This window comes from Acidocella sp., from assembly GCF_052326845.1.
Taxonomy (GTDB): domain Bacteria; phylum Pseudomonadota; class Alphaproteobacteria; order Acetobacterales; family Acetobacteraceae; genus Acidocella.
Genome location: NZ_JBKQJR010000124.1, coordinates 1 through 24,780, shown reverse-complemented (window position 1 = coordinate 24,780; position 24,780 = coordinate 1). Strand labels below are relative to the sequence as shown.

General features: G+C 62.7%; 28 protein-coding genes and 1 pseudogene. 12 read left to right on the top strand and 17 right to left on the bottom strand.

Going from position 1 to position 24,780, the window contains the following annotated elements; translation table 11 throughout:
• Nucleotides 1-18: 18 nt before the first annotated feature.
• From ACLPJJ_RS08190 to ACLPJJ_RS08145, 10 genes are read right to left on the bottom strand one after another with little or no spacing between them, the layout of a single operon-like run.
• Nucleotides 19-894: an alpha/beta fold hydrolase gene (locus ACLPJJ_RS08190; RefSeq protein ID WP_443590465.1), complete on the bottom strand. Its 876-nt coding sequence runs from the start codon at nucleotides 892-894 to the stop codon at nucleotides 19-21.
• Nucleotides 891-1,091, bottom strand: a complete 201-nt coding sequence (locus ACLPJJ_RS08185) for a 2-hydroxymuconate tautomerase (protein WP_443590464.1) — start codon at nucleotides 1,089-1,091, stop codon at nucleotides 891-893. The genes ACLPJJ_RS08190 and ACLPJJ_RS08185 overlap by 4 nt, the downstream gene beginning before the upstream one ends.
• Before the next feature lie 4 nt (nucleotides 1,092-1,095).
• A complete protein-coding gene (locus tag ACLPJJ_RS08180; protein WP_443590463.1) occupies nucleotides 1,096-1,869 on the bottom strand; it encodes a 2-keto-4-pentenoate hydratase in 774 nt (257 codons plus the stop codon).
• A complete protein-coding gene (dmpG, locus tag ACLPJJ_RS08175; protein WP_443590462.1) occupies nucleotides 1,866-2,900 on the bottom strand; it encodes a 4-hydroxy-2-oxovalerate aldolase in 1,035 nt (344 codons plus the stop codon). Before dmpG ends, ACLPJJ_RS08180 begins: the two co-directional genes overlap by 4 nt.
• Nucleotides 2,901-3,842: an acetaldehyde dehydrogenase (acetylating) gene (locus tag ACLPJJ_RS08170; protein WP_443590461.1), complete on the bottom strand. Its 942-nt coding sequence runs from the start codon at nucleotides 3,840-3,842 to the stop codon at nucleotides 2,901-2,903.
• Between the two features lie 4 nt (nucleotides 3,843-3,846).
• On the bottom strand, nucleotides 3,847-4,638 hold the full coding sequence (locus ACLPJJ_RS08165) for a 2-keto-4-pentenoate hydratase (protein ID WP_443590460.1): 792 nt from the start codon (nucleotides 4,636-4,638) through the stop codon (nucleotides 3,847-3,849).
• A gap of 9 nt (nucleotides 4,639-4,647) precedes the next feature.
• Entirely contained in the window at nucleotides 4,648-6,156 is a 1,509-nt protein-coding gene (locus ACLPJJ_RS08160) for a 2-hydroxymuconic semialdehyde dehydrogenase (RefSeq protein ID WP_443590459.1), read from the bottom strand.
• A 34-nt stretch (nucleotides 6,157-6,190) separates the two neighbouring features.
• The gene (locus tag ACLPJJ_RS08155) at nucleotides 6,191-6,619 is read right to left on the bottom strand and encodes a GlcG/HbpS family heme-binding protein (RefSeq protein ID WP_443590458.1); all 429 of its coding nucleotides are present in this window, start codon (nucleotides 6,617-6,619) and stop codon (nucleotides 6,191-6,193) included.
• Between the two features lie 19 nt (nucleotides 6,620-6,638).
• Complete coding sequence (locus ACLPJJ_RS08150; RefSeq protein WP_443590457.1) at nucleotides 6,639-7,559, bottom strand: catechol 2,3-dioxygenase; 921 nt, start codon at nucleotides 7,557-7,559, stop codon at nucleotides 6,639-6,641.
• Between the two features lie 20 nt (nucleotides 7,560-7,579).
• Nucleotides 7,580-7,921, bottom strand: coding sequence for a 2Fe-2S iron-sulfur cluster-binding protein (locus ACLPJJ_RS08145; protein ID WP_443590456.1), 342 nt, complete (start codon nucleotides 7,919-7,921; stop codon nucleotides 7,580-7,582).
• A 308-nt stretch (nucleotides 7,922-8,229) separates the two neighbouring features.
• Here ACLPJJ_RS08145 and ACLPJJ_RS08140 point away from each other — a divergent pair, with 308 nt between their 5' ends.
• The 8 genes from ACLPJJ_RS08140 to ACLPJJ_RS08105 all read left to right on the top strand — a co-directional run bounded on the left by ACLPJJ_RS08140 (nucleotide 8,230) and on the right by ACLPJJ_RS08105 (nucleotide 14,954).
• Nucleotides 8,230-8,943 carry an FCD domain-containing protein gene (locus ACLPJJ_RS08140; protein WP_443590455.1) on the top strand — a complete coding sequence of 238 codons (714 nt, stop codon included), beginning with the start codon at nucleotides 8,230-8,232 and terminating at the stop codon, nucleotides 8,941-8,943.
• 130 nt (nucleotides 8,944-9,073) lie between these two features.
• Entirely contained in the window at nucleotides 9,074-9,367 is a 294-nt protein-coding gene (locus tag ACLPJJ_RS08135; protein WP_443590454.1) for a phenol hydroxylase subunit, read from the top strand.
• Nucleotides 9,368-9,439: 72 nt separating this feature from the next.
• Entirely contained in the window at nucleotides 9,440-10,432 is a 993-nt protein-coding gene (locus tag ACLPJJ_RS08130; protein ID WP_443590453.1) for a phenol hydroxylase, read from the top strand.
• A gap of 15 nt (nucleotides 10,433-10,447) precedes the next feature.
• A complete protein-coding gene (locus ACLPJJ_RS08125; protein ID WP_443590452.1) occupies nucleotides 10,448-10,720 on the top strand; it encodes an MmoB/DmpM family protein in 273 nt (90 codons plus the stop codon).
• A 26-nt stretch (nucleotides 10,721-10,746) separates the two neighbouring features.
• Nucleotides 10,747-12,264 (top strand): aromatic/alkene/methane monooxygenase hydroxylase/oxygenase subunit alpha, encoded by a 1,518-nt coding sequence (locus tag ACLPJJ_RS08120; protein ID WP_443590451.1) that lies wholly within the window; start codon nucleotides 10,747-10,749, stop codon nucleotides 12,262-12,264.
• A 70-nt stretch (nucleotides 12,265-12,334) separates the two neighbouring features.
• Nucleotides 12,335-12,697: a phenol hydroxylase subunit P4 gene (locus ACLPJJ_RS08115; protein ID WP_443590450.1), complete on the top strand. Its 363-nt coding sequence runs from the start codon at nucleotides 12,335-12,337 to the stop codon at nucleotides 12,695-12,697.
• Between the two features lie 18 nt (nucleotides 12,698-12,715).
• The gene (locus tag ACLPJJ_RS08110) at nucleotides 12,716-13,777 is read left to right on the top strand and encodes an NADH:ubiquinone reductase (Na(+)-transporting) subunit F (protein ID WP_443590449.1); all 1,062 of its coding nucleotides are present in this window, start codon (nucleotides 12,716-12,718) and stop codon (nucleotides 13,775-13,777) included.
• Between the two features lie 247 nt (nucleotides 13,778-14,024).
• Nucleotides 14,025-14,954 carry a SphA family protein gene (locus ACLPJJ_RS08105; RefSeq protein WP_443590448.1) on the top strand — a complete coding sequence of 310 codons (930 nt, stop codon included), beginning with the start codon at nucleotides 14,025-14,027 and terminating at the stop codon, nucleotides 14,952-14,954.
• Between the two features lie 108 nt (nucleotides 14,955-15,062).
• Here ACLPJJ_RS08105 and ACLPJJ_RS08100 read toward each other — a convergent pair whose 3' ends face one another.
• Together ACLPJJ_RS08100 and hpaI are read right to left on the bottom strand one after the other, a co-directional pair.
• On the bottom strand, nucleotides 15,063-15,707 hold the full coding sequence (locus ACLPJJ_RS08100) for an AEC family transporter (protein WP_443590447.1): 645 nt from the start codon (nucleotides 15,705-15,707) through the stop codon (nucleotides 15,063-15,065).
• Nucleotides 15,708-15,820: 113 nt separating this feature from the next.
• The gene (hpaI, locus tag ACLPJJ_RS08095; RefSeq protein ID WP_443590446.1) at nucleotides 15,821-16,627 is read right to left on the bottom strand and encodes a 4-hydroxy-2-oxoheptanedioate aldolase; all 807 of its coding nucleotides are present in this window, start codon (nucleotides 16,625-16,627) and stop codon (nucleotides 15,821-15,823) included.
• A gap of 224 nt (nucleotides 16,628-16,851) precedes the next feature.
• On the opposite strand from hpaI, the gene benA reads away from it, so the two are divergent.
• Genes benA through ACLPJJ_RS08075 form a run of 4 tightly spaced genes read left to right on the top strand, consistent with a single transcriptional unit; the run spans nucleotide 16,852 to nucleotide 20,542 of the window.
• Nucleotides 16,852-18,207, top strand: coding sequence for a benzoate 1,2-dioxygenase large subunit (gene benA / locus ACLPJJ_RS08090; RefSeq protein ID WP_443590445.1), 1,356 nt, complete (start codon nucleotides 16,852-16,854; stop codon nucleotides 18,205-18,207).
• A gap of 27 nt (nucleotides 18,208-18,234) precedes the next feature.
• Entirely contained in the window at nucleotides 18,235-18,720 is a 486-nt protein-coding gene (gene benB / locus ACLPJJ_RS08085) for a benzoate 1,2-dioxygenase small subunit (RefSeq protein ID WP_443590444.1), read from the top strand.
• A 14-nt stretch (nucleotides 18,721-18,734) separates the two neighbouring features.
• On the top strand, nucleotides 18,735-19,751 hold the full coding sequence (gene benC / locus ACLPJJ_RS08080) for a benzoate 1,2-dioxygenase electron transfer component BenC (RefSeq protein ID WP_443590443.1): 1,017 nt from the start codon (nucleotides 18,735-18,737) through the stop codon (nucleotides 19,749-19,751).
• Complete coding sequence (locus ACLPJJ_RS08075) at nucleotides 19,748-20,542, top strand: 1,6-dihydroxycyclohexa-2,4-diene-1-carboxylate dehydrogenase (RefSeq protein ID WP_443590442.1); 795 nt, start codon at nucleotides 19,748-19,750, stop codon at nucleotides 20,540-20,542. Before benC ends, ACLPJJ_RS08075 begins: the two co-directional genes overlap by 4 nt.
• 7 nt (nucleotides 20,543-20,549) lie before the next feature.
• On the opposite strand, the gene ACLPJJ_RS08070 is transcribed toward ACLPJJ_RS08075, so the two are convergent.
• From ACLPJJ_RS08070 to ACLPJJ_RS08050, 5 genes and pseudogenes are all read right to left on the bottom strand, one after another.
• Nucleotides 20,550-21,476 (bottom strand): LysR substrate-binding domain-containing protein, encoded by a 927-nt coding sequence (locus ACLPJJ_RS08070; protein WP_443590441.1) that lies wholly within the window; start codon nucleotides 21,474-21,476, stop codon nucleotides 20,550-20,552.
• Between the two features lie 169 nt (nucleotides 21,477-21,645).
• Entirely contained in the window at nucleotides 21,646-22,314 is a 669-nt protein-coding gene (locus ACLPJJ_RS08065) for a trimeric intracellular cation channel family protein (RefSeq protein ID WP_443590440.1), read from the bottom strand.
• Nucleotides 22,311-23,591: an amidohydrolase gene (locus ACLPJJ_RS08060; RefSeq protein ID WP_443590439.1), complete on the bottom strand. Its 1,281-nt coding sequence runs from the start codon at nucleotides 23,589-23,591 to the stop codon at nucleotides 22,311-22,313. Before ACLPJJ_RS08060 ends, ACLPJJ_RS08065 begins: the two co-directional genes overlap by 4 nt.
• Before the next feature lie 392 nt (nucleotides 23,592-23,983).
• The gene (locus tag ACLPJJ_RS08055) at nucleotides 23,984-24,370 is read right to left on the bottom strand and encodes a hypothetical protein (RefSeq protein WP_443590438.1); all 387 of its coding nucleotides are present in this window, start codon (nucleotides 24,368-24,370) and stop codon (nucleotides 23,984-23,986) included.
• Nucleotides 24,371-24,375: 5 nt separating this feature from the next.
• A pseudogene (locus ACLPJJ_RS08050) lies at nucleotides 24,376-24,780 on the bottom strand (integrase core domain-containing protein); the annotation flags it as partial.

The window sequence follows — 24,780 nt, the reverse complement described above, 5'->3', positions numbered from 1 at the left end:
GTCAGCGGATTCGCCTTCTCAATTTTTCGGTGGAGCAGGGGGATCTGAGCGCCCTTCAGCGCTCAGATCCGTGTACGTGTCCCGCAGCAGGAAGTCGCTGACGAGGCTGTTGAAGCGCTCGGTGTGCTCGATCTGCGTCCAATGCCCGCAACGGCCAAACACATGCAACTCGGCGTGCTGGATCAGCCCAAACAAGCGCTGGCTCGCCTCTGGCGGGATCACCTTGTCCTCGCGGCCATGGATGATCAGCGTCTCATGCGGCAGTTTGGCGATGTCCACTTCCGCCGAGGCCAGCCTGTCCACGCCGTTCTGCCGTTGGACGGGGAACATGGCGGAGAAGCTTTCCTGAAAGCCCGGGCGGATGGAGGCGCGGTAGCGCAGCTCGGCCAGTTCGTCATTCACCAGCGTGCGGTCGAAGGCGAAGATATCCAGCAACTCGCGCATTGCCTCGAACGAGGGCTGGTAGCCCCAGACCGCGTCCAGCCCCGGGGTGATGGGGAAGCTGACGCCGAGGCTGCCCATGAGCACTAGGCGGCGCACCCGCTTGGGGTACTTGATGGCGAAGGCCAGAGCCAGCCCGCCGCCGAAGGAGTTGCCGACGAGATCGGCTTTTTCCAGCCCCAAGGCATCGAGGAAATCGCTGAGATGTTTCAGCCAGAGTGCCTTGCCGTATACAACGTCCGCCGGGCGCTGGGAAAAACCGAAGCCCACCATGTCCGGCGCGATGACTCGCATGTTCTTCGACAGCGGCCCGATATTCAGGCGCCAGTTCGCCCAAGCGGAAACGCCGGGTCCTGAGCCATGAATCAAAACCGCCGGGAAACCCTCACCTTCGTCATGGAAGTTGGTGAGGATTCCGGCGGCCGCGATGGATTTCCCGATTTCGGGGTTCATGAGCCTGCTTCTGGCGGGCGGCCTTTAACCTCGCCACCGGCGGCGAAGTGCCAGGGCGGTACCTCGCGCAGGATCACTCGTACAGCCTCGCGCGGGGCGCCGATCGAGGAGACGACCGCCTGGGTCACCTCCTTCACCAGCTTCTCCTTGAGCTCGAAACTGCGGCCTTCGATCAGTGTGATCTCGACGATAGGCATTTTTTTATGCTCCAACGGTGAAGGACACCGCGCCCAGGTTCTGGAACACGGTACGGATATGCTCGCCCGGGGTGAGCGAGTGAGCCGCGGTGGCGCCGCCGGCCAGCACGATGTCACCAGGCTGCAAGCTCTCACCAGCGCGGCCGACCAGGCGGGCGGCGGAGACCAGCGAACGCACCGGATTGCCCAGGATAGCGGCGGAGGAGCCGACCTGCACGGCGCGGCCGTTCACCTCGACGATGATGCCGAGATTCGACACATCGGTGGAGGGCTTCGACCACGCACCGACATAGAAACCGGAGGAGGAGGAGTTGTCGGCGATCACGTCCGGCAGCGAGAACTTGAAGTTCTTGTAGCGGCTGTCGATGATCTCCATCGCCGGGGCGACGGCTTCCACGGCGGCCAGCGCCTCAGCGGCGGAAACTTCACCGGAGAGCGGCTTGCCGATGATGTAGGCGATCTCGGGCTCCACGCGCGGATGCACGTAGCGGGCGCGTGAGAGCGTGCCGCCCTCCTCCAGACGCATAGCGTCGGTCAGGCGGCCCCAGATGACCTCGGACACACCGACCTGAAGCATTTTGGCGCGACTGGTCAGGCCCATCTTGTAGCCCGCCCGGCGCTCGCCGCGCGCCCAACGGTGCTGCACGTTGAGCAGCTGGATCGCATAGGCATCCTCGATGGTCAGGTCGGGATGCGTCTCGATCAGTTGGGTCGCGGCGGTGGCGGTGCGTGCGGCTTCATCCAGCGTGGCGGCCAGAACGGAAAGATTGGCGCTCATGCCGCTTCTCCACGGTGCTTGAGGATGTCGAGGGCGACGTCGATGATCATGTCTTCCTGGCCGCCGACCATGCGGCGCTTGCCCAGCTCGGTGAGGATCTCACGGGTATCGACGCCGTAGGTCTCGGAGGCGTTCTCCGCGTGGCGCAGGAAGGACGAGTACACGCCCGCATAGCCCAGGGAGAGGGATTCGCGATCGACCCGTACCGGGCGGTCCTGCAGCGGACGCACCAGGTCGTCAGCCGCGTCCATCAGCGTGTACAGGTCGCAGCCGGTCTCGATGCCTTCGCGGTCCAGCACGGCGATCAGCGCCTCCAGCGGGGCGTTGCCCGCACCGGCGCCCATGCCGGCGAGCGAGGCGTCGACGCGCACGGCGCCAGCCTTGATGCCAGCCACGGCGTTGGCCACACCCAGCGTGAGGTTATGATGCGTGTGCACGCCGATCTCGGTCTCCGGCTTCAGCGCCTGGCGCACCGCTGTCACGCGCTCATGATACTGCTCGGGCAGCAGCGCACCGGCGCTGTCGGTCACGTACACGCATTCCGCGCCGTAGCTCTCCATAAGCTTGGCCTGCTCGACGAGTTTCTCGACGGGCGCCATATGCGCCATCATCAGGAAGCCGACGGTATCCATGCCGAGCTTGCGCGCGGCCTCGATATGCTGGCGCGAGACGTCAGCCTCGGTGCAATGCGTGGCGATGCGCACCGAGCGCGCGCCGGCCTCCTTGGCGATCTTCAGGTCGTGCACCGTGGCGATGCCGGGTAGCAGCAGGATGGTCGGCACGGCGTGCTTGCACACCGAGGCCACCGCGGCGATCCACTCCGCATCGTCATGCGCGCCGAAGCCGTAATTGAAGGTGGAGCCGGTGATGCCGTCGCCATGGCTGATCTCGATGGCGTCGACCTTGGCGGAATCCAGCGCGCGGGCGATGGCCGTTACGGTGTCCAGCGAGTATTGGTGGCGGATGGAATGCATGCCGTCACGCAGTGTGACGTCCTGCACATACAGCTTGTTCGGGTTCGGGCGGGCCATTTATGCAGCCTCCTTCAACAGTTCGCGGGCCGCCCAGTGGTCGGCGGTAACCAGCGCGGCGGATGTCATGATGTCGAGATTGCCGGCGTAGGCGGGCAGATAGTGGGCCGCGCCTTCGACTTCCAGCAGGATGGTGGTCTTGAGACCCGAGGTGAAGCCGATGCCGGGGATGCGCACCGGGGCGTTGTCGCCGATATTCTCGAACTGCACCTTCTGCTTCAGGCGGTAGCCGGGCACGTATTTCTGCACGGTCTTTTCCATCTCCAGCACGGAGGCCTCGATGGCCTCGCGCGAGCCGCCCTGGCTGAGCACGAACACGGTGTCGCGCATGATCAGTGGCGGTTCAGCCGGGTTGAGGACGATGATCGCCTTGCCGCGCTCGGCGCCGCCCAGCTTCTCGATGGCGTGTGAGGTGGTCTCGGTGAACTCATCGATATTGGCGCGGGTGCCGGGGCCGGCGGACTTGGATGAGATGGAGGCGACGATCTCGCCATACACCACGCGGTCCACCGCGCGTTTCACGGCATAGACCATCGGGATTGTCGCCTGGCCGCCGCAGGTCACCATGTTCACGTTCGGCGCGTCGATATTCGCGTCGCCGTTGATGGCGGGGATGGTGAACGGGCCAACGGCGGCGGGGGTCAGGTCGATGACCTTCTTGCCGTCGGCTTGCAGGATCGCGTTGTTCTTGATGTGCGCACCGGCCGAGGTGGCGTCGAACACCACCTTGATCTCGTTGTAGTTGGGTAGCTTGCGCAGGCCCTCGATGCCCTCATGCGTCACCGGCACGCCCAGGCGCGCGGCGCGGGCGAGGCCGTCCGAGTTCGGGTCGATACCGACCATGGCGCCCATCTCCAGGTTCTTGGAGGCGCGCATGATCTTGATCATCAGGTCGGTGCCGATATTGCCGGAACCGATGATGGCGGCTTGTACTTTGGCCATTTTGTTACTCCTTCGCGAAAGCGGCGCGCACGGCGCCGAGACCTTCGATGCGCACATCGAACACGTCACCCGGCTGCACGCCCACCATCGGGCCGAGCGCGCCGGAGAGGATGGTGTCACCCGCCAGCAGCGGACGGCCGAGGTTGGCCATCACCTTGGCCAGCCACAGCGCCGCATTCAGTGGCGAGCCGAGGCAGGCCGCACCGGCGCCGACCGAGACGGGCTCGCCGGCTTTTTCCATCACCATGCCGCACAGGCGCGGATCGAAATCCTTCAGCGTGACGGGGCGGGAGCCGAGCACGTAGAGGCCGGAGGAGGCGTTGTCGGCGATGGTGTCGGTGATGCGGATGTCCCAATTGGCCACGCGCGAGCCGACAATCTCCACCGCCGGGACCGCGTATTCGACGGCGCGGAACAGATCCGCCGCGGTGAGTTGCGGCTCGGTAAGGTCGCGCCCCAGCACGAAGGCGATCTCGGCTTCCACCTTCGGCTGCAGCACGTCGGAGAGGGCCACTTCCTCGGCATCGCCGCGCGCCATGTCGGCGAACAGCATGCCGTAATCGGGCTGGTCCACGCCAAGCTGCTTCTGCACCGCGAGCGAGGTCAGCCCGATCTTGCGGCCGACCAGACGCCGCCCGGCATCCAGCGCGCGCTGGGTGTTGAGCGCCTGAACGGCGTAAGCCGCGTCCAGATCGCCATCCGCCAGCAGCGTACGGATGGGCGCGGCAGGCACGCCACTCCGCGCCGCTTCAAACAGCAGGTCAGCAGCCTGCCGAATCGACTCTTGAGAACTCATGAAACCGCCTTACAGTTTGACGCAGACATTGGTCATTTCGGTATAGAACTCGAGCGAGTGGATACCGCCCTCGCGCCCGATGCCGGAGGCCTTGGCGCCGCCGAAGGCCGTGCGCAGATCGCGCAGGAACCAGGAATTCACCCAGCAGATGCCGACTTCCAGCTTGGAGGCGACGCGATGGGCGCGGGAGAGATTCTCCGTCCACACCGCCGCAGCCAGGCCGTAAGGCGTGCCGTTGGCCAGCTTGATGGCTTCTTCCTCGGTGTCGAACGGCCGGATATGGCAACACGGCCCGAAGATTTCCTCGGTCACGATGGCTGCGTCGTCAGCAGCACCAGTCCAGATGGTCGGCTGGATCCAGGCGCCACCGGCGAGATCCGCCGGCATGTCGGGGATGCCGCCGCCGGTGATGACCGTGGCACCCTGCTCAACCGCCTTGGCGTAGTAGGAGAGCACCTTCTTGCGGTGCGTCTCGCTCACCAGCGGCCCGATGCCGGTGGTGGGGTCTTCCGGGCGGCCGAGCTTCAGCCCCTCGGCGCCGACCTTCATGCGGGCGACGAACTCGTCGAAGATCGGGCGCTGCACATAGACGCGCTCGGTGCCCAGGCAAACTTGGCCGCAATTGGCGAAAGCAGAGCGCATTGTGCCCTCGACGGCTTTGTCCATGTCACAATCGGCGAAGACGATGCCGGGGTTCTTGCCGCCCAGCTCCAGGGAGACGGGACGCACGCCGCGCGCGGCTTCGCGCATCAGCATTTCGCCTGAGCGGGTGGAGCCGGTGAAGGTGATGCCGTTGACGCCGGGGTGCTGGGTGAGGAACTCACCCGCCGAATTGCCGCCAAAGCCGTGCACCACGTTGTACACGCCCTTGGGCACGCCGCAGGTATTCATCACCTCGCCGAGCAGCGTGGCGGTGAGCGGGGTGGCCTCGGAGGGTTTGACCACCACGGTGTTGCCAAGCGCCAGTGCCGGGCCGACCTTCCACGTCATCAGCAGCAGCGGCAGGTTCCAGGGTGAAATGACGGCGATAACGCCGCGCGGGCGGCGCAGGCCGTAGTTCAGCGCGCCGGCGCCATCGGGCGTGTCCATCGGGAAGCACTCGGTGGAGACGGTCTTCGCCACGTCGATGAACATGGTGAAGTTGGCGGCGCCGCGCGGAATGTCGATATGCGAGGCCAGCGACATCGGCTTGCCGGTGTCCAGGCATTCGGCTTCGAGGAATTCGTCGAAGCGGCGGTTGATCGCGGCCGCGACGTTGTTCAGCAGCGCGGCGCGCTCGTTCAGCGACATCTTGCCCCACGGGCCTTCCAAGGCAGCGCGCGCGGCCTTCACGGCGGCGTCGATCTCGGCCTTGCCGCCCTCGGGCACGGAACCGATGCGCGAGCCATCAACGGGGCAGAAATTGTCGTAGAACTTACCCGTCGTGCCCTGGGTGAATTCGCCATTGATGAAATGCGAGGCGTCGCGGCGGGAGCTGGACTCGGCCAGCGGGCGGCGCGGTTGCGAAAGAGCATTCATGGTATCATCCTCGTGAACTGGTGAGGGAAGGGGATCAGGCCGTGAGGCCGATGGCTTTGAGCCCGGCGACGGCGGCAACGCGGTCATCATCCTCGGAACCGCCGGAAACGCCGATACCGCCAATGACCGTGCCGTTTTGAATGATGGGCAGCCCGCCGCCGAACAGCACCACATGCTCGCGGGCGGCGATGCCATCCAGCAGCACATGGCTGTGGTTCAGCGCTGTGGCGAGGCCGTCGGTGCTGGCGCCGAAGATGGCGGCAGTCCAGGCTTTGTCTCGCGCAATGTCGATGGAGGCGACGAAAGCGCCGTCGGCGCGCAGGCAGGCCACGAGATGTCCCCCGGGGTCCACCACCGCCGCCACGACGGCAACATTGCGCGCCTTGGCCGCATGTTGCGCCGCCTGCACCGCGGCGAGCGCGGCTTCGGTGGTGATGCTGGTGATGGTCCGGGAAATGCTCATGGCCTGCCTTTGCTGTGGGTTAGGTAACGACGGTGAGGAACGCTTCGTTCAACTGCCGTTCGTAGTAGAAAATCGCCTTGCCGATCTGGGTTTCGTCCCAGGTGCGGGTCGGGTTGTCGGGGTAGTAGGTATAGCCGCCGGCGAACACCTCGTTGCGGTTGCCGGAGGGGTCGAAGAAATAGATCGTCTGGCCGCGGGTGATGCCGTGGCGAGTCGGGCCGACATCGATGGAGATGTCGTAGCGGGTGATGATATCCGCGGCGTGGCCGACATCCGACCAGCTCTCCAGCTCCCAGGAGATGTGGTGCAGCTTGTTCGGTTCGGCGTGCTTTACGAAGGCGATATCATGCGCCTTCATGCCGCAGGAGAGCCAGATGGCGAGCAGGCCGTCCGGCAGGTCCACACGCTCGGCGCAGCGGAAGTCGAGAACCTTCTCGAAGAAGTCGAGATTCTCGTCCACGTTCGGGCCGTAGAAGAGGGCGTGATCGAAGCGCTGCGCGGCCATGCCGTGGGGCTCCACGCTCCACACATCGGGGTTATGGATGAGGGGCTTGGGGTCGGAGAGATCGGCATGGGCATACAACTCGATGCGGTGGCCCGAGGCGATGGTGAAGCCGATGCGCCGGCCTACACCCGGCTGCTCCCCGGCGGGGACATGATCGACCGGGTAGCCATAAGCCACGATGCGCTTCTCGAAGCTGTCGAGATCGGCCTCGGAGGCGACCTTGAAGGCCAGCAGATCAACGCCGGCGTGGTCCGCCTTGCGCAGCACGATGGAGTGGTGGTCGAACTCGTCGCCGGTCTTGAGATAGACGCGGCCATCCTCGCCGGTCATCACCTCATGCAGGCCGATGCGCTTGAGGTAGTGCTCGAGCGCCGCCTGCATGTCGAGCACGCGGACCTGCACGAAGCCTGGGCGTAAAACTCCGGTGAGAGCCATTGTTCGTTCCTCCTTGGTTGTTATATCAGAGCTTGTTTATCGGGCTTGTTTGGCTGCGGCGGCTCAAGCCGCAATGAAAGATCGCCGAGGGCGTAAATGGCGCAGGACAGAACCAGCCCCGCCGCCTCATCCGCCTCGGACACATGCGAGCGGCTCATCGGGTCGGTCCTGTACTCCCCGGAGAGCACGCGGGCGCGGCAGACGCCGCAGCCGCCACGCCGGCAGCCCACGGGGAGCTTGCGCGGCAGGTTCTTCAGCCGGCCGAAGCCTTGGGCACGCTCCAGCGCCGCCAGAACGCGCTCGCCCTCGTAGCAGGTTGCCTCGCCGGTGTTTTCAACAGTGATCTTGTACGGAACCGGCATCAGGCGCCGCCGCCGGGATGGCAAGGTTCCGTGCAGAAAGGCTGGTTTCTGAACATTTCATCCTGTCGCTTGTTTTCGGGCGGCGCGGGTTGGCGCCGGCGTCTTATGTTGGCTCGGTTATCGGGGATCGGGAGGGAAGTGTCAATAATAATTTCGAGAATTTCAAGAAAATCGGTAAAATACAAAACTGCTGCATATGCGAAGTCTGTAGATTTTTTTATGAACTTGCGTTTTGCTTTACGAAAATCGTATCTTTGCGAACTGGTTACCCGAAAACCGGCCCGTGGAGGCCTGGAGTGACGACAAGCATGGATACCAATGTGGCACCTGTGGCACCGGCCCCCGCCCGTGGCCCGAAGGCGGCCTCGGCCCGCAGCTTGGTGGAAGCGGCATATGACACGATCCGCCATGAGATCCTGACCGGCGCGCTGGCGCCCGAGACCAAGCTGCGCTTTGAGATGCTGCGCAAGCGCTACGGCTTTGGCGCGAGCACGCTGCGCGAAGCGCTGACAAGGCTGGTAGGCGAGGCACTGGTGACCTCGGAGGAGCAAAAGGGGTTCCGTGTCGCCCCGGTCTCGTTGGAGGATCTGGCCGATCTCACCCGCACCCGGATCTTCGTGGAGAAGGAGGCGCTTCGGGAATCCATCTTGGCGGGCGACGATGCCTGGGAAGGCCGGGTGGTCGCCGCGTATCACCGCCTCTCGAAGATCGAGGCGAAACTGGCCAGCGGCCCGGAGTATCAGCAGGATGAGTTTGAGGAGCGCAACCGCGAGTTCCATCATGCGCTCATCAGTGCTTGCCCCTCGCGCTGGCTCCACCATCTGTACGGTATCCTGTTCCAGCAATCGGAGCGCTACCGCCGCATCTCGCTGGTCAATCGCGTTGTCCCCCGGGACGTGCATGGCGAGCACAAGGCCATTTTCGAGGCGGCCCTGGCGCGGGATGCCGATCTCGCCTGCAAGGTGGCGGGCGAGCATATCGAGCGCACGTTGGCGGTCATGGCGAAAGTGTTGGCCGGATAGAGTGGCGGCCGGGATTTTTTAAAATCTCGAAATTATTATTGACCGCCGAAAAAAACTTCCCTAAAAATTCCTCCCAGTGAGATGCGCGAAGAAAAGAACGGCGCACCACGGTCGGGAAGGAGGTCTGAATATGGCGAACCGGAACCCCCCGGTGGCCGCTGCACCGCAAGGTGCTGTGGAAAACGCGTCCACCTTTGTCCGCGTGTTAGGGGCGCGTTCGGGCCGTTTCGTGGAATTCGAGTTCGGAATTGGATCTGACGAACTGAAGGTGGAATTGATTCTGCCTTTGCAGGCCTTCAAGGAATTCTGCCAGGCGCAAAATGCCGAGATCCTGCCGCCGGCGGAGGATGTTGCCACCGAGCTGGACCGTCTGGCCTGGCGCGTGGGGCAGCCCGGCCTGCTGCGTCCGCCCGAAAGAAACTGAAAAAGCCGGGTTTCCGTCTGCAATAACGATAACAAGCCGGAGTGCTGAACGCGCTCCACGGAGAGGATACGCATGACCGTACAGATCAAGACGATCGACCTTGCGCCGAAGCGACAGACATTCGGGCATATCGCCCGGCGCCTGGGCGAGGACAAGCCCGCTTCGCGCTATCAGGAGGCGACGCTGGATATCCAGGCGACGGCGAATTTCCACTACAAGCCGCTCTGGGAGCCGGAATACTGGGTCTACGACACGCGCAAGACCGCCGTGGTGATGCAGGACTGGTACAAGCCGCTCGATCCGCGCCAGTATTATTACGCCGCCTACAACATCGCCCGCGCCAACATGAACCAGGCGGTGGAGCGGAACTTCGCCTTCGTGGAAGAGCGTGGCCTGTTCGGCAAGGCTTCCGAATCCGCCCGTGCTGCCATCCGCCGCGGGCTGCTGCCGCTGCGCCATCTACACTGGGGCAGCAACATGAACATGGCCGAGATCTGCCAGCGCGGTTACGGCACCGCCGTGACGGCGCCGTGCATCTTCTCGGCGGGCGATCATCTCGGGATGGCGCAATATATCAGCCGCATCGGGCTGCTGCTGGACAACCAGACTGGCGCGACGCTGGATGAAGCCAAGCAGACTTGGCTGAACGATGCTGCCTGGCAGGAGACCCGCCGGCTGATCGAGGATACCTTCGTCGAGCGCGACTGGTTCCACCTCTTTGTAGCGCAGGCCTTGGGCGTGAATGGCGTTCTTCTGCCGTTGATTTACAAGAATGCCGAAGCCGCCTGGGACGATGCCGCGCTGACCGTGGCGCTGCTCACCGAGTTCATGAACGATTGGCGCGCCGAGGAAGGCCGCTGGAGCGATGCGGTGATCAAGATTGTCGCGGCGGAATCGGAGGAGAACAAGGCGCTGGTTTCGGGCTGGGCGAAGTACTGGATCGGCCGTGCCACCGAGGCGGCGAAGCCCCTCTCCGCCGCGCTGCTGAACGATGGCGGTGCCGTCGCTGTCGCCGCCGGTGAAGCGGTGTTGAAGAAGGCTGCCAGCCTCGGCCTCGCGGTTTAAGGAAAGGAAACGGATATGGCTCAAATCGCCTCCATTACCCTCGTGCAGACCGACGAGGCCCGCCCGATCATCGAAGCCATCATGGCCGATAATCCTGGCATACGTGTGCTGAACATGCCAGGCGCCATCAAGCTCGATTGCGACGGCAAAATTACGGTGAAGCGCGCTTCCGTCGAGGAGCGGATCGGCCGCCCGTGGGACCCGCAGGAGATCCAGCTCGTGCTGGTCTCCATGGCCGGGAACCTGGACGAGGATGACGATCACTTCACGCTGAGCTGGCGCCACTAATTAAAAACGTAGGGGAAACAGAAAAAATGAGCGGTACCAAGAAGCTTGGATTACGGCAGCGTTATGAGTACCTGACGCGCGGGCTGGACTGGGAAACCAGCTACCAGCCGATGGACAAGGTGTTCCCCTACGACGAGTTCGAGGGGATCAAGATCAAGGATTGGTCGGCCTGGGAAGATCCGTTCCGACTGACCATGGATTCCTACTGGAAATTCCAGGCCGAGAAGGAGCGCAAGCTCTACGCCGTGATCGACGCGTTTGCCCAAAATAACGGCCAGACCGGAATTTCTGACGGGCGCTATGCCAATGTGCTCAAGCTGTTCCTCACCGGCATCTCGCCGGAGGAATACCAGGCGCATCGCGGCTTCGCCTTCGCCGGCCGACATTTGCGCGGAGCGGGCACACGCGTTGCGGCGCAGATGCAATCGATTGACGAGCTGCGCCACCTGCAGACGCAGGTACACACGATGAGCCATTACAACAAGTACTTCGATGGCATCGCCGAGTTCCCGCACATGCATGACCGCGTGTGGTATCTCTCCGTGCCGAAATCATTCTTTGACGATGCACGTTCCGCTGGCCCGTTCGAATTCATGATCGCGATCGGCTTCGCCTTCGAGTACCTGCTCACCAACCTGCTGTTTGTGCCGTTCATGTCCGGCGCCGCCTATAACGGCGACATGTCGACCGTGACTTTTGGTTTCTCCGCGCAGTCGGATGAGAGCCGGCACATGACGCTGGGCATCGAGGTGATCAAGTTCCTGCTGGAGCAGCATCCCGACAACCTGCCTATCGTGCAGAAATGGGTGGACAAGTGGTTCTGGCGTGGTCACCGTCTGCTCGGCCTGGTCGCCATGATGATGGACTACATGCTGCCAAAGAAGGTGATGTCTTGGAAGGAAGCCTGGGATATCTACTTCACTGAAGCCGGCGGCGCGCTGTTCCAGGATTTAGGCCGTTATGGGCTGAAGATGCCGAAATATGCCGATATCGCCACGGCAGAAGCCGAGCATATCTCGCACCAGAACTGGGCGGTGTTCTACCAGTACACCCATGCCGCGGCCTTCCACACCTGGATGCCGGACAATGAGCATTTGGATTGGCTCTCGGAGAAATATCCCAACACCTTCGACAAGTACTACCGGCCACGCTGGGAGATGTGGGCGAAGATGGAGAAGGAGGGCAAGCGCTTCTACAACATGGCGCTGCCGCAGCTCTGCCAGATCTGCCAGATACCGATGGCCTATACCGAGCCCGACGATCCGACCATGATCTGCTTCCGCTCCACGAAGTACAAAGGTGATACCTATCACTTCTGCTCCGACGGCTGCAAAGACATATTCTGCGACGAGCCGGAGAAGTTCACCCAGGCCTGGCTGCCGGTGAACCAAATCTTCCAGGGCAATTGCGGCGGCGCCACGGTGCCGGACGTTCTGAAATGGTACAATCTCAAGGATGGTGCCGACAACATGGACTATGTCGGCTCGCCAGATGAGAAATTGTGGAACGAGTGGCACGCGGACAAGCTGCGCGCCGCTGGATGATGCTCTGAGACATAACAACAACAAAATGCGTGGCGCGCGAGGTCGTGCCACGCATCCCTAGGAGAGTAATATGTCTGTCGTTGCGCTTGCGCCTGATTATGAGTCCAAGGTCGAAATCCGCGACCTGCAGAAGAATTTTCACGGCAATATCCTGGTCTTTGTGCATTGGGAGGAACATCTGTCCTTCTGCTCCGCCCTGGCTTTTCCGCTGCCCCCTGCGATGCCCTTCGGCGCGCTGGTGAGCGAGGTGATCGCCCCGCATTACGCCGCCCATCCCGATGCCGGGAAGATCGACTGGTCGAAGGTGATCTGGTCCATTGACGGCGAGAAGGGGACGCCGGATTTCAACGCCTCGCTTGAGGCCAACGGGCTGCACCACAAATCCCTGGTGCGGTTCTGGACCCCCGGTCTTTCCGGGATTGTCGGCTCCTAACAACTACGGATTTTCACTATGAGCTATCAGCTGACCATTGAACCATTGGGCGAATGCATTGAAGTTGAGGAGGATCAGACAATCCTCGATGCGTGCCTGCGCGCAGGCATTTATCTGCCTTATGCCTGCGGGCATGGCTTGTGCGGCACGTGCAAGGTTGAAGTCATCGATGGTGAAGTCGATCATGCCGATGCGTCACCTTTTGCGTTGATGGATTTCGAACGCAATGAGGGCAAGACGCTCGCTTGCTCGGCGCGGCTGAAGAGCGATGTCACGATCGAGGGGGATATCGACGAGGAACCGGACCAGCGCCGGATTCCCATTCAGGATTTCAACGTCACCGTGGAGACGGCGGAAAATCTGACGCGCGACGTGAGGGGCTTGCGCCTGCGCCTGGAGGGGAAGGCCATTGATTTTCAGGCTGGCCAATACATCAACCTCACCTTGCCCGGTGTTGAGGGGACGCGGGCCTTCTCCATTGCAAATCCGCCTTCGGAGAGCGGACATGTCGACCTGCAGATCCGCCTGCTGCCCGGCGGCAAAGGCACCACCTATATCCACGATGTTCTGAAAGAAGGCGACAGGCTCACCCTTTCGGGCCCCTATGGCCGGTTCTTTGTGCGCAAATCCCGTGGCGGGCCCTTGCTGTTTCTCGCCGGCGGCACCGGTGTCTCCAGCCCGCGTTCGATGATTCTCGACCTGTTAGCGGAAGGCTATGCCGAGCCGATCACGCTGATCCACGGCGTGCGGACTCGTGCCGATCTCTATGGCGATACGGAGTTCGAAGCGCTGGCACGGCAGCATCCCAATTTCAGCTACGTTCCGGCGCTTTCCTCCGAACCAGAGGATTCCGGCTGGACCGGCGAGCGCGGCTTCGTGCACGACGTGGCTGCTCGGCTTTATGGCGATCTATTCGAGGGGCTCAATGCCTATCTATGCGGCCCGCCGGTGATGCTCGAAGCCTGCGTGAATACGCTGATGCGCGGCCGCTTGTTCGAGAAGCATATCTTGATGGAGCGCTTCCTTGCCGCTGGAGATGAAAAAAGGCAGGCGAGGAGCCCGTTGTTTAAAAACCTCTAAGCTTGAAGCGTGGCTGTCAATAAGCTGATGCTTCATGACAGAAATGAGGTAGCCACGAGCGGGGCCTTAAAATAAGGGCCGCGATCGGAAGCAGCTCTGGATTATCATTCCGCAACCGGCACGATCATTACAATGATCGAAACTGCATGGTTATGTGCGGTTCGCGTGATCGTACATCTCATAACAGGGATTATAACATATAATGTCCATCAGACTTAAGCTTCTCACCAGCACCATGGCGTTAGCCATGGCCGGCTCCATCGTTACGGCGACGGCGGCCAAGGCGGAAGAGCTCTGGGATCCGTATCTGCGCGGCGTGTTTGAGGGGCAGCCGGCTGGCGCGCTGCCGCCGCCTGGCGTTTATGGCGAACTCAACAATTACTGGACCTCGTACAGCATGTACGGGCAGCCCTTCGGCCACGAGCAGGGCTACGGCTCCGGCGAGAAAGTGCCTGGTACCCATCTCAGCGCGTTGGTTGAAGTGCCCGCCGTGATCTGGGTTCCTGGCATCAAGGTCCTTGGTGCTGATTATGGCGCGGCTATTTCCCAACCGTTTGACTATACGTCGTTCCAGCCGTTCAAGCATGCCTATGGTGGTGGTGGTGGTGGTAACGTCGGTATCTACAACACGATTCTGGTGCCGGGCATGCTGTCCTGGTCGCTTCCGGATCACATCTATGTGCGCGTCGGCCTCACCGTGCTGTTCGACGATGCTTCCACAACCATGGCGGACCTAAGCAAGGGCAAGCTTACCAATGGCGGCGCCCCTTCGGGTAACGGCTATACCACCATGCAGCCGGATCTCGGCTTCAGCTGGCTCTTCAATGGCTGGAATGTGAGCGTCGGTACGCATTACGCGGTCCCGGTGACGTCCGACCATTATAACGGCAACAGCTTTCACTCCGCAGCGGAATTCTCGGCTGACTACACCGTGACCAAGACCATTGGCAGGTGGTCACTCGGTGTCGGTGGCGAACAGGAGAACCAGTTCGGCAAGGATACGCTCAATGGTGCGCCTGAGCCGCAAAGCCAGACGAGCAACTACGCGGTCGGCCCGATCGTTGGTTACGAGTTCGCTGGCGGCGTCAGCGTCACCGCGTACTGGAACCACAGCTTCGCCACCAGAAACGACGTGGCTGGCGATTTCTTCAATGTCCGCCTGGACACACGCTTCTAAGGTCAAAAAGCCGCACGGCCCGGTGCGAAGCTAGCCGTTTTTTTTGGCTCTACGTCAGCGTCGGCATCAGGGCGATTGGCAGAAACACCAGCGCCGCCAGATTGCCGATCAAGACCATGGAGGCCACCTTGTCCGGCTCCTGGTTGTAACGTTCGGCGAATATGTAGTTGAGCACCGCCGGGGGCAGAGCGCCGAAGATGAGCAGCAGCGCCCGCTGCTGCGCGGCTGGGGGATGACGGCCATCACCATCCAGGCCATGGCCATGCCCAGTACCGGGCGCAGAATTGCGCTGAGAATGCCGAAGCCCACGGCATGAAACTGCGAATCGGCCAGCCTTGCGCCAAGAGCGAAGAGCATCAGCGGGATCGAGACATCGCCGAGCATCTTCATGGAGACGAGCAGAGGCGGCCAAACCTGAATACCCGCCAGCGCCACCGCGAGCCCAACGATGGCCGCCTGGATGGAAGGTGAGCGCCACACCCCGGCGAGGCGCCTCTGCCGGTCCAGCAGCCAGGTGCCGAAGGAGAATTGCGACACGTTGGAGACGAGGAAAGTAACCACCGCTGGTGCCAGGGCCTGCGGGCCGAAGGCAAGCGCGGCGATGGGCAGGCCCAGATTGCCGCAATTACTGAACATCAGCGGCGGCACCAGAGTTTTTCGGGTCGATGCGCAGCAGCCGGGCGATGCGCCACCCGGCCACGCCGCAGCCTGCGACAACCAGTAGCGCCGCCGCCGCCAGGGCGGCAAAACCACGGATGTGGAAATCCTTGTCCGCCGGCCGACAATGTAACCCAGCGCGCTGATTGCGAATAACGGGAACAGCACGGAAATGATATGGCTGAGCACCGGCGGCGTGGAGGCTGACGTCAGTACACGCTGCCCGGCTTCACCGCCGGGCCGGAGGACGGCTTGAACTTGCGCGCTAGACGCTCGGTGCCGCGTGCGAGCAGCGTGGCATCCACGCCAACCGCGACGAAGCCGCAGCCGGCACCTATATAGCCTTGCGCCGCGGTCTCGTCTGAGCTGAGAATCCCGGCGGCTTTCCCGGCCTTGCGGATGCGCGCGATGGCATCGAGGATCTTCGCCTGCACCTCCGGGTGGTCCGGCGCGCCGAGATAGCCGAGCGAGGCGGAGAGATCGGCCGGGCCGACGAAAATCCCGTCCACCCCCGGCACGGCTAGGATAGCGTCGAGATTCTTCAGCGCGGTGCCGGATTCCACCTGCAGCAGCAGGCAAACATTGTCGTCGGCATGGTCGAGATAATCGCCGATCCGCCCCCAGCGCGAGGCACGGGCGATGGCGCTGCCCACGCCGCGGATACCGGCGGGCGGGTAGCGCACGGCGCTCACCATCGCGGCGGCCTGCTCGGCAGTCTCGATCATGGGGATGAGCAGGCTGCGCACGCCAATGTCCAGCAGTTGCTTGATGCGGTGCGGTTCGCCTACTGGCGGGCGCACCACGGCCTCGGTGCCGTATGGGGCGATCGCCTGCAACTGCCCCAGCACGCTGCGCAGGTCGTTTGGGGCGTGCTCGCCGTCAACCAATACCCAATCGAACCCCGCCCCGGCGCAAATCTCGGCGGAGTATGGGTCCGCGAGGGTCAGCCACAGGCCGATCATCGTCTCTCCCATGGCCAGGGATGATTTGAAAACATTTTCGGTGCTATCTGGCATCTTGGCGTTCCGTATATGTGGTTGCCGATGTTTTAGCGGCTTTTGCGGTGCATCACAAACAGAGGAGCGGGTTTGGCGCTGGCGAGGACTATTATATCCTGTGGGTATTGAAATATACATAATCAGTGTTGGACCCGAAAATCTCGAAATTCTATTCCAGCGTCAAGCCACCGGGGAAAGAGCCCGGTTCCTCGTACAACAAAAGTGAACAAGGAAACGCAAGCATGCTGGACGATCTTTCGCAGTCCCCTCTCGGCGCCATGCTGGAGGATGACCCCGCCACCGGCCATTACCGCTGCCGCCGCGACATCTTCACCGATCCCGAGCTGTTCGAGCTGGAGATGCAGCACATCTTCGAAGGCAACTGGGTCTTCCTGGCGCATGAGACGCAGATCCCGAACAACAACGATTACTTCACCACCAATATCGGCCGTCAGCCGATCGTCATCGCGCGCAACCGCAATGGCGAGCTGAATGCCTTCATCAACGCGTGCAGCCATCGCGGCGCCATGCTGTGCCGCCGCAAGCGTGGCAATCAGGGCACCTATACCTGCGCGTTCCATGGCTGGACCTTCAATAATTCCGGCAAGCTGCTCAAGGTGAAGGACCCCGAGGGTGCCGAATACCCCGAGAGCTTCAACAAACAGGGCTCGCACGACCTGACCAAGGTGGCGCGGTTCGAGAGCTATCGCGGCTTCCTGTTTGGCAGTCTGAACGCGGATGTGAAGCCGCTGGCCGAGCATCTGGGCGAAGCCGCGAAGATCATCGACATGATCGTGGACCAGTCGCCCGAGGGTCTGGAAGTGCTGGACGGCGCCTCGACCTATGTGTTCGACGGCAATTGGAAACTCCAGGCGGAAAACGGCGCTGATGGTTACCATGTGACGGCGACGCACTGGAACTATGCCGCCACCACCGGCCGCCGCAAGGAGTTGGAGCGCGAGGATAACGTGCGCGCCATGTCCGCAGGCGGCTGGGCCAAGACGGGCGGCGGCTCCTACTCCTTCGAGCATGGCCACATGCTGCTCTGGTCCAACTGGGCGAACCCCGAGGACCGGCCAAATTGGGGCCGCCGCGAGGAGTTGGCGGCGAAGCACGGCCAAGCCATGGCGGACTGGATGGTGCTGCGCTCGCGCAATCTGTGCCTGTACCCGAACGTCTATCTGATGGACCAGTTCAGCTCGCAGATCCGCGTCCTGCGTCCGCTTGCAGTCGATAAGACCGAGGTGACGATCTACTGCATCGCGCCGAAGGGTGAGGACGCCGACGCCCGCGCGCACCGCATCCGCCAGTACGAGGATTTCTTCAACGCTTCCGGCATGGCCACGCCGGATGATCTCGAGGAATTCCGCGCTTGCCAGCAGGGTTATTTGGGCCGCGCCGCGGCGTGGAACGATCTCTCGCGCGGCGCCAAGCGCTGGGTGAAGGGAGCGGATGAAACGGCCAAGGTCATCGGCCTGAACCCGCTGCTCAGCGGTACCCGCACCGAGGACGAGGGCCTGTACGTGGAGCAGCACCGCTACTGGCTGGATGTCATGAACAAGGCGCTCGCAGGCGAATTCCAGGTCAACGAAGAATAACGTCAAGAAACACAGGATAAAAACAATATGATCACGACCGAACAGGTCCAGGGGTTCCTATACAAGGAAGCTCGTTTCCTCGATGACCGCGAATGGGATTCCTGGCTGGCGCTCTATGCGCCGGAAGCGGAGTTCTGGATGCCCTCCTGGAAGGAGGATGACTCCCTGGTGACTGATCCGCAGCGCCAGATATCACTGATTTACTATCCGAATCGCTGCGGGCTGGAGGATCGCATCTTCCGCATCCGCACCGAGCGCTCCAGCGCCTCGATGCCGGAGCCGCGCACCTCGCACAATATCAGCAATGTCGAGATCCTCGGGCAGAGCGGCAATGAGTGCAAGCTGCGCTTCAACTGGTTCACGCTGAGCCATCGCTACAAAACCACCGACACATTCTTCGGCGTGTCATTCTACACGCTGGATGTCTCCGGCGCGGAGCCGAGAATCACGAGCAAGAAAGTGGTGCTGAAGAACGATTACATCCACCACGTCGTCGACGTCTACCATATCTGAGCGGGGAGGGGATCATGGCGTTCAAGGTTGCGCTCAACTTCGAGGACGGCGTCACGCGCTTCATCAACTGCGCGGACACCGACACGGTGGCCGACGCCTCGTATCGCGCCGGGATCAACATCCCGCTGGACTGCCGCGACGGTGCCTGCGGCACCTGCAAGCTGTTCTGCGAGTCCGGCAAATACGATGGTGGGTCCTATATCGAGGATGTGCTGACGGATGAGGAGGCGGCGCAGGGTTTCGCTTTGGCCTGCCAGATGCGCCCGTGCTCCGACCTCGTGCTGCGCGTCCCGGTGCCATCCGCCGCCTGCAAGACCGGCCCGGCGAAGCAGACAGCAGTGCTGGAGGCGGTGAACAAGCTCTCAGCTTCCACCATCTCCTTTTCGCTCAAGCTCGCCGAGCCGGTGAAGTTCCTGTCCGGCCAGTATGTGAGCATCGAGGTGCCGGGCACGAACCAGAGCCGTGCCTATTCCTTCAGCTCCGCGCCGGGTGCCGAAGTGGCAAGCTTCCTCATCCGCAACATTCCCGGCGGGTTGATGAGCACGTTCATCGCCAACGCGCAGCCGGGCACGCAGATCAGCTTTGTTGGTCCCTCGGGGAGCTTCTTCCTGCGCGAGGTCAAGCGGCCGGTGCTTCTGCTGGCCGGCGGCACCGGTCTGGCGCCGATGCTCTCCATGCTGGCGCATCTGCAGGCCCAACCGCCCGCGCACAAGGTGCATCTCATCTACGGCGTTACCAACGACGAAGATCTGGTCGAGACCGCGGCGCTGGATGACTACGCGGCAAAAATCCCCGGCTTCACCTGGCAGGCCTGCGTCGCCAATCCCGCCAGCGCCTACCCGGAGAAGGGCTATGTGACGCAGTATATCCTGCCCGAGCACATTAATGGCGGCGATGTCGATGTGTATCTTTGCGGCCCGCCAGCCATGGTTGAAGCTGTACGCAAATACTTTACCGATAGCGGCGTGACCCCGGCGAGCTTCCATTACGAGAAGTTCGCCGCCAGTACGCCTGCGGAAAAGGCGGCATGAGCGCGCCCACCTGGAGCGGCCGTTTCGCGGGCAAGATCGCGGTTATCACCGGCGCGGCGCAGGGCATCGGCCAGCAGGCCGCCTTGCGCTTGGCGCGCGAAGGGGCGGGGCTGGTGCTGGCTGACCGTTCCCCGCTGGTGGAAGACGTGCGGAACGAGGCGCAATCCCTCGGAGCCGATGCCATCGCCGTGCAGGCGGACCTTGAGCAATACGCGGGCGCCGAGGCGGTGATGGACGCGGCGGAGAAGAGGTTTGGCCGCATCGACGTGCTCATCAACAATATCGGCGGCACGATCTGGGCCAAGCCCTACGGCGAATACACGCCGGAACAGATCGAGGCGGAAATCCGCCGCTCGCTCTTCCCCACGCTCTGGGGCTGCCGCGCCGCTTTGCCACTGTTCCTTGCCAGCAAGGGCGGGGCCATCGTCAACATCTCCTCCGTGGCCACGCGCGGCGTGAACCGCGTGCCCTACGCCTCGGCCAAGGGGGGCGTTAACGCGCTCACCGCCTGCCTCGCCTGGGAATATGCCGAACAGAATATCCGTGTGAACGCGGTTGCCCCTGGCGGCACGGAAGCGCCGCCGCGCCGCATTCCGCGCAACGCGGCGGAGCAGACCCCACAGGAGAAGATCTGGTACCAACAGATCGTGGACCAGTCCGTGCACTCCAGCCTGATGCACCGCTACGGCACGCTTGATGAGCAGGTTGGCGCGATTCTGTTCCTGGCCTCGGACGAGGCTTCCTACATCACCGGCGTCACGCTCCCGGTGGCCGGGGGCGATCTCGGCTAGGCGGGGATCAGCTCTCCAGCCCGGCCGGCGCCGGTAAGCCCCATTCGGTATAGGTTTCGATGATAACGTGGGACATGAGCGCGAGCACGGCGGAATGGTCGCCGACGCGTCGGCTCATGATGATGGGCGAGGTGGCGCCGGGCTCGTCCAGTTCGCGGTAGACGATATCGTCTCTCCGCAGCCGCGCCACGGATTCAGGGATTATGGCATAGCCGACCTCAGCCGCGACGAGGCCGATGGCGGTTTGCAGTTCACGCGCCTCATGCACGATATTCGGTGTCAGGCCACGGTCGTGAAACAGGGAGATCACCTGGTCGGCATAGCTCGGGCGCGGCTCGCGCGGGTAGATGACGAGCGGCTCAGGGGCCAGGCTGGCGAGGCTGAGTGCGAGCGATCCCTCGTGGGACACAAGGTGGTGCGAAAGCGGCAGGGCCACCACCAGAGGCTCGTTCCGCAGCACGTCGCGCCGCACGCCGGGGTCCTCCCGGCGGATGCGCCCGAAACCGACATCGATCCGCCCCTCCTTCAGCGCCGCGATCTGCTCGAAGCTGACCATTTCCACCAGGCCCAGCTCCACATCGGGTGCCTCCGCGCGGAAGCGGCGGATGAGATTCGGCAAGGCGGCGTAAATGGTGGACGGGGCGAAACCGATGACAAAGCGCGGCCGCCCGCTTTCTTTCAGTCGCTGCATCATCATCCGCACGCTGTCCACCCGTTCAAGCACCTGCGTGGCCTGCTCCAAAAACAGCTGTCCGGCATCCGTGGTCTTCAGCGGCCTGCTGTCGCGCTCGAACAGTTGCAGCCCGAGCTCTTCCTCCAATTGCTGGATCTGGCGGCTGAGCGGCGGCTGGGCGATATGCAGCCTCTCCGCCGCGCGGGTGAAATTCCGCTCCTGCGCCACGGCGACAAAATAGCGGAGATGACGCAATTCCATTTCACCCCTCCCGGATACGCTCTGCGTTTGCCTGCCCCAGGCCGGCCCACTATGCCATATGGCCATGGCCCGTGGCGCGGCAAGCCGGGCGTCAGCCGCCAGCCAGGGTCACGCGCCCGTCAAGCGCGGTATAACGGAAAGCCCCACCACCTCGGCGGCGAACATGGCCTTATGATGGGTCGTCATCCTGCCATCGCGCTACCGGCGCGCGCCAGCCGCAATAGATCGCCATCAGGCGCAGAAACACGCAGATTGCGGCGCCAAGAAGCATCGGTGCAAACGGCGTAACACCAAGCGCATGCCCAAGTGAGACTGTTGCTCCAGCGGCGAGCGCCGCGATAGCATAGAGATCTCCGTGCAGCACAAACGGCACGTCGCCAGCCAGCACGTCACGCGTCATCCCGCCGCCGATGCCGGTGATCATGCCAAGAATCGCCGCCATCAGGGGATTGATGCCATAGTCGATCGCTTTTTGTGTGCCAGTCACTGCGAACAGCGCCAAACCTACTGCGTCGAACAGTACAATTTGCTGCTTTAACGTTGCCACGCGGGGATACCACCAGAAGGTGATCAGTCCGCCGATGATGGAAATCAGAAAATAATGAATATCGGTCATTGCCACCGGCGGTACAGCGCCGATCAGCACGTCACGCGCCAGCCCGCCCACCACCGCGACCACGAATGACAGAAACAGCACTCCAAACAGGTCGAACCGCTTATGCACGCCAACGAGCGCACCGCTGAGCGCAAAGGCCAGCGTTCCCACCCAGTCGAGCACGTCCACCAGTACCTGCGGCACCGCCCCGTGCAGCAGCGCCGCCGATGAAACTGCGGTCATGCCGCGCAACCCGAGCCAGGTTGCAGCCAAGCACTGGCGGCGGCCAGCATCGTGTCGATCCCGGTCCGTAGCGTCGGGTCAATCGCCGGCGCGAAGTCAGGGGCATGATTGACCGGAAGCTCGTCGACCTTCCCGGCTGTTTCAGCCTGCTGATAGATCTCCGGGTCTATGCCGCCAACAACCCAGAATACGGACGGGACGTTCCAGGCGGTACCGAACAGTCCAAAATCTTCACTCGCGGTGGCAGGGCCGACCTCACTCACACGCGCGCTGCCCAGCCGCTGCTCGAGAGCTTTTACCACACGCTGCGTTGCCGCCGCGTCGTTGCGGGTAAGAGGGAATTTGCTCAGCACGGAGAAGGCGGGCGGCTTTGGCGCGCCGGAGGCTTCGGCCTCGGCCTCCAGGATGCGCTTGACGGCACCCAGCACGCGCGTGCGGACTTCGTCCTTGAAAGTGCGGACATTGAGGCGCAGCAATGCGTGGTCCGGGATGATGTTCTCGTTTGTGCCTGCCTGAAGAGTGCCCACCGTCACCACGGCGGAATCGGTCATCGCCACCTCGCGCGAGACCACGGTTTGCAGGCGCATCACCGCCGACGCCGCCATCACGACCGGATCGACGCTTTTCTGCGGCATTGATCCATGCGCCCCGCGGCCAAACAGCGTCACCTCCCAACTGTCGCCGGCCGACAGCATGGTGCCGATATGCCAACCAACCTGTCCGGCCGAAAGCGGCATCACGTGCTGTCCCAGGCAGATATCCGGCTTGGGAAAGCGCTTGACCATGCCGTCTTCGATCATCGCTTTCGCCCCCTGGCCGGTTTCCTCGCCGGGCTGGAAAACGGCCATCACGGTACCGCTCCAGGCGCCACGATTCTCGGCCAGAATGCGGGTGGCGCCCATCAGCCAGACGACATGCATGTCATGACCGCAGGCATGGGCGATGAAGGTCATCTGCCCGAAGCGGTCAGTGCCAGTGCGGTCGCTGGCATAGGCCAGGCCCGTGCTCTCCTTGATCGGCAGAGCATCCATGTCGGCGCGCAACAGCACGGTCGGCCCGTCGCCATTACGCAGCAGCCCGACGACACCGGTACCACCCACGCCCTCGGTCACCTCATATCCGTGCTCGCGCAACCATGCGGCGGCAATCCCGGATGTGCGCCGCTCCTGCATGGACAGTTCGGGATTGGCGTGCAGGTTGCGATAGATCGTTTCCAGCTCGGCCAGCAGCGCTGGCGAAGGGACAGGCAGGGGTGGGGTGGTGTAATCCGCGGGCATGACGTTGTCCTCCTATACCATGGCGTCCATCGGGTTGCCGGGTCTGGCCATGGCCTCGCATCGGAACCGGGGGGCCTCCCCAGTCCATGCCAGCAGTTCGCCAGCAATTCGTAGCGCCGCTTCAGCGGGCAAGGCATCAGGGTGTTCGATCAGCGCAATAAGCTGCAGGACACGTGTGTGATCCTGTGAAACCTGGGGGGAGCCAATGGCGCAGTATTTGCACACGGTTAATTTCTCCTAGACGGCGTTTGGAGAACAAATACCCCACACCGCCGAACATGTTCCAGAGCAACATGGACAACCGCGGCTCGCCGCAGCCCTGGTGCTGCATGAGACGGTACCGTCAGCCATGCTCGTCGCCACCGCCGCCATCATGTTCTGCGTCGCAGGAGCTAAAAAATGTGCGTAAAATGCGGTTCAAGTACCAAATGGCGCACATGGGCTGGAACCATCCGATGAACCAGAGGCGAGGCATAGACGATTTCGGGACGAACTTTTCGAATCTGCCAAACCGCTTTTGCCCCGTTGACGCCAAGATCGGACCGTGGTTGCGCGATTACTTGGTGGACCGGTACAGCGAGCGCACGGAAGGCGCGAAGGAACTGTCCCGGCGGGTTGATCAGCGTTTGATTTGAGGGAGGATGCTTTGCCGTCTTGTCTATGCTCTTGGCATAGGCGGCGTTGAAGGCGATCCGGTGGAGGCTGAAGCAGATATTGCCAGTATCACCGTAATCCCCAGTCTGGGGCTGGCAAGCCCCCGAACGGTAATCCAGGTCCAATGTAGTTAAATGCATGGTGGCTGGTCTGGTTTTGCTGTGGCCGGCGCCGCGCCTATGAACGCGGCTGGCGGTGGCGGCCACAGCAAAACCTCTGGCGCTGGTGGCTGATAGCCGAGCGACGAATGCGGCCGGACAGTGTTGTACTGGCGACGCCAAGCTTCGATGAGGATTTTGGCCTCCTGCAGGGTGTAGAAGATCTCGCCGTTGAGGAACTCGTCCCGCAGGTGGGCATTGAAGCTTTCAATGTAGCCGTTTTCCCAAGGGCTGCCCGGGTGATGTAGGCGGTCTGGGCACCCGCCGCCGCGATCCACGCCTGCACCGCCTTGGCGATGAATTCCGGTCCGTTGTCAGAGCGGATATGTCCAGGCACGCCACGCAGGATGAACAGATCCGAAAGCACGTCGATGACA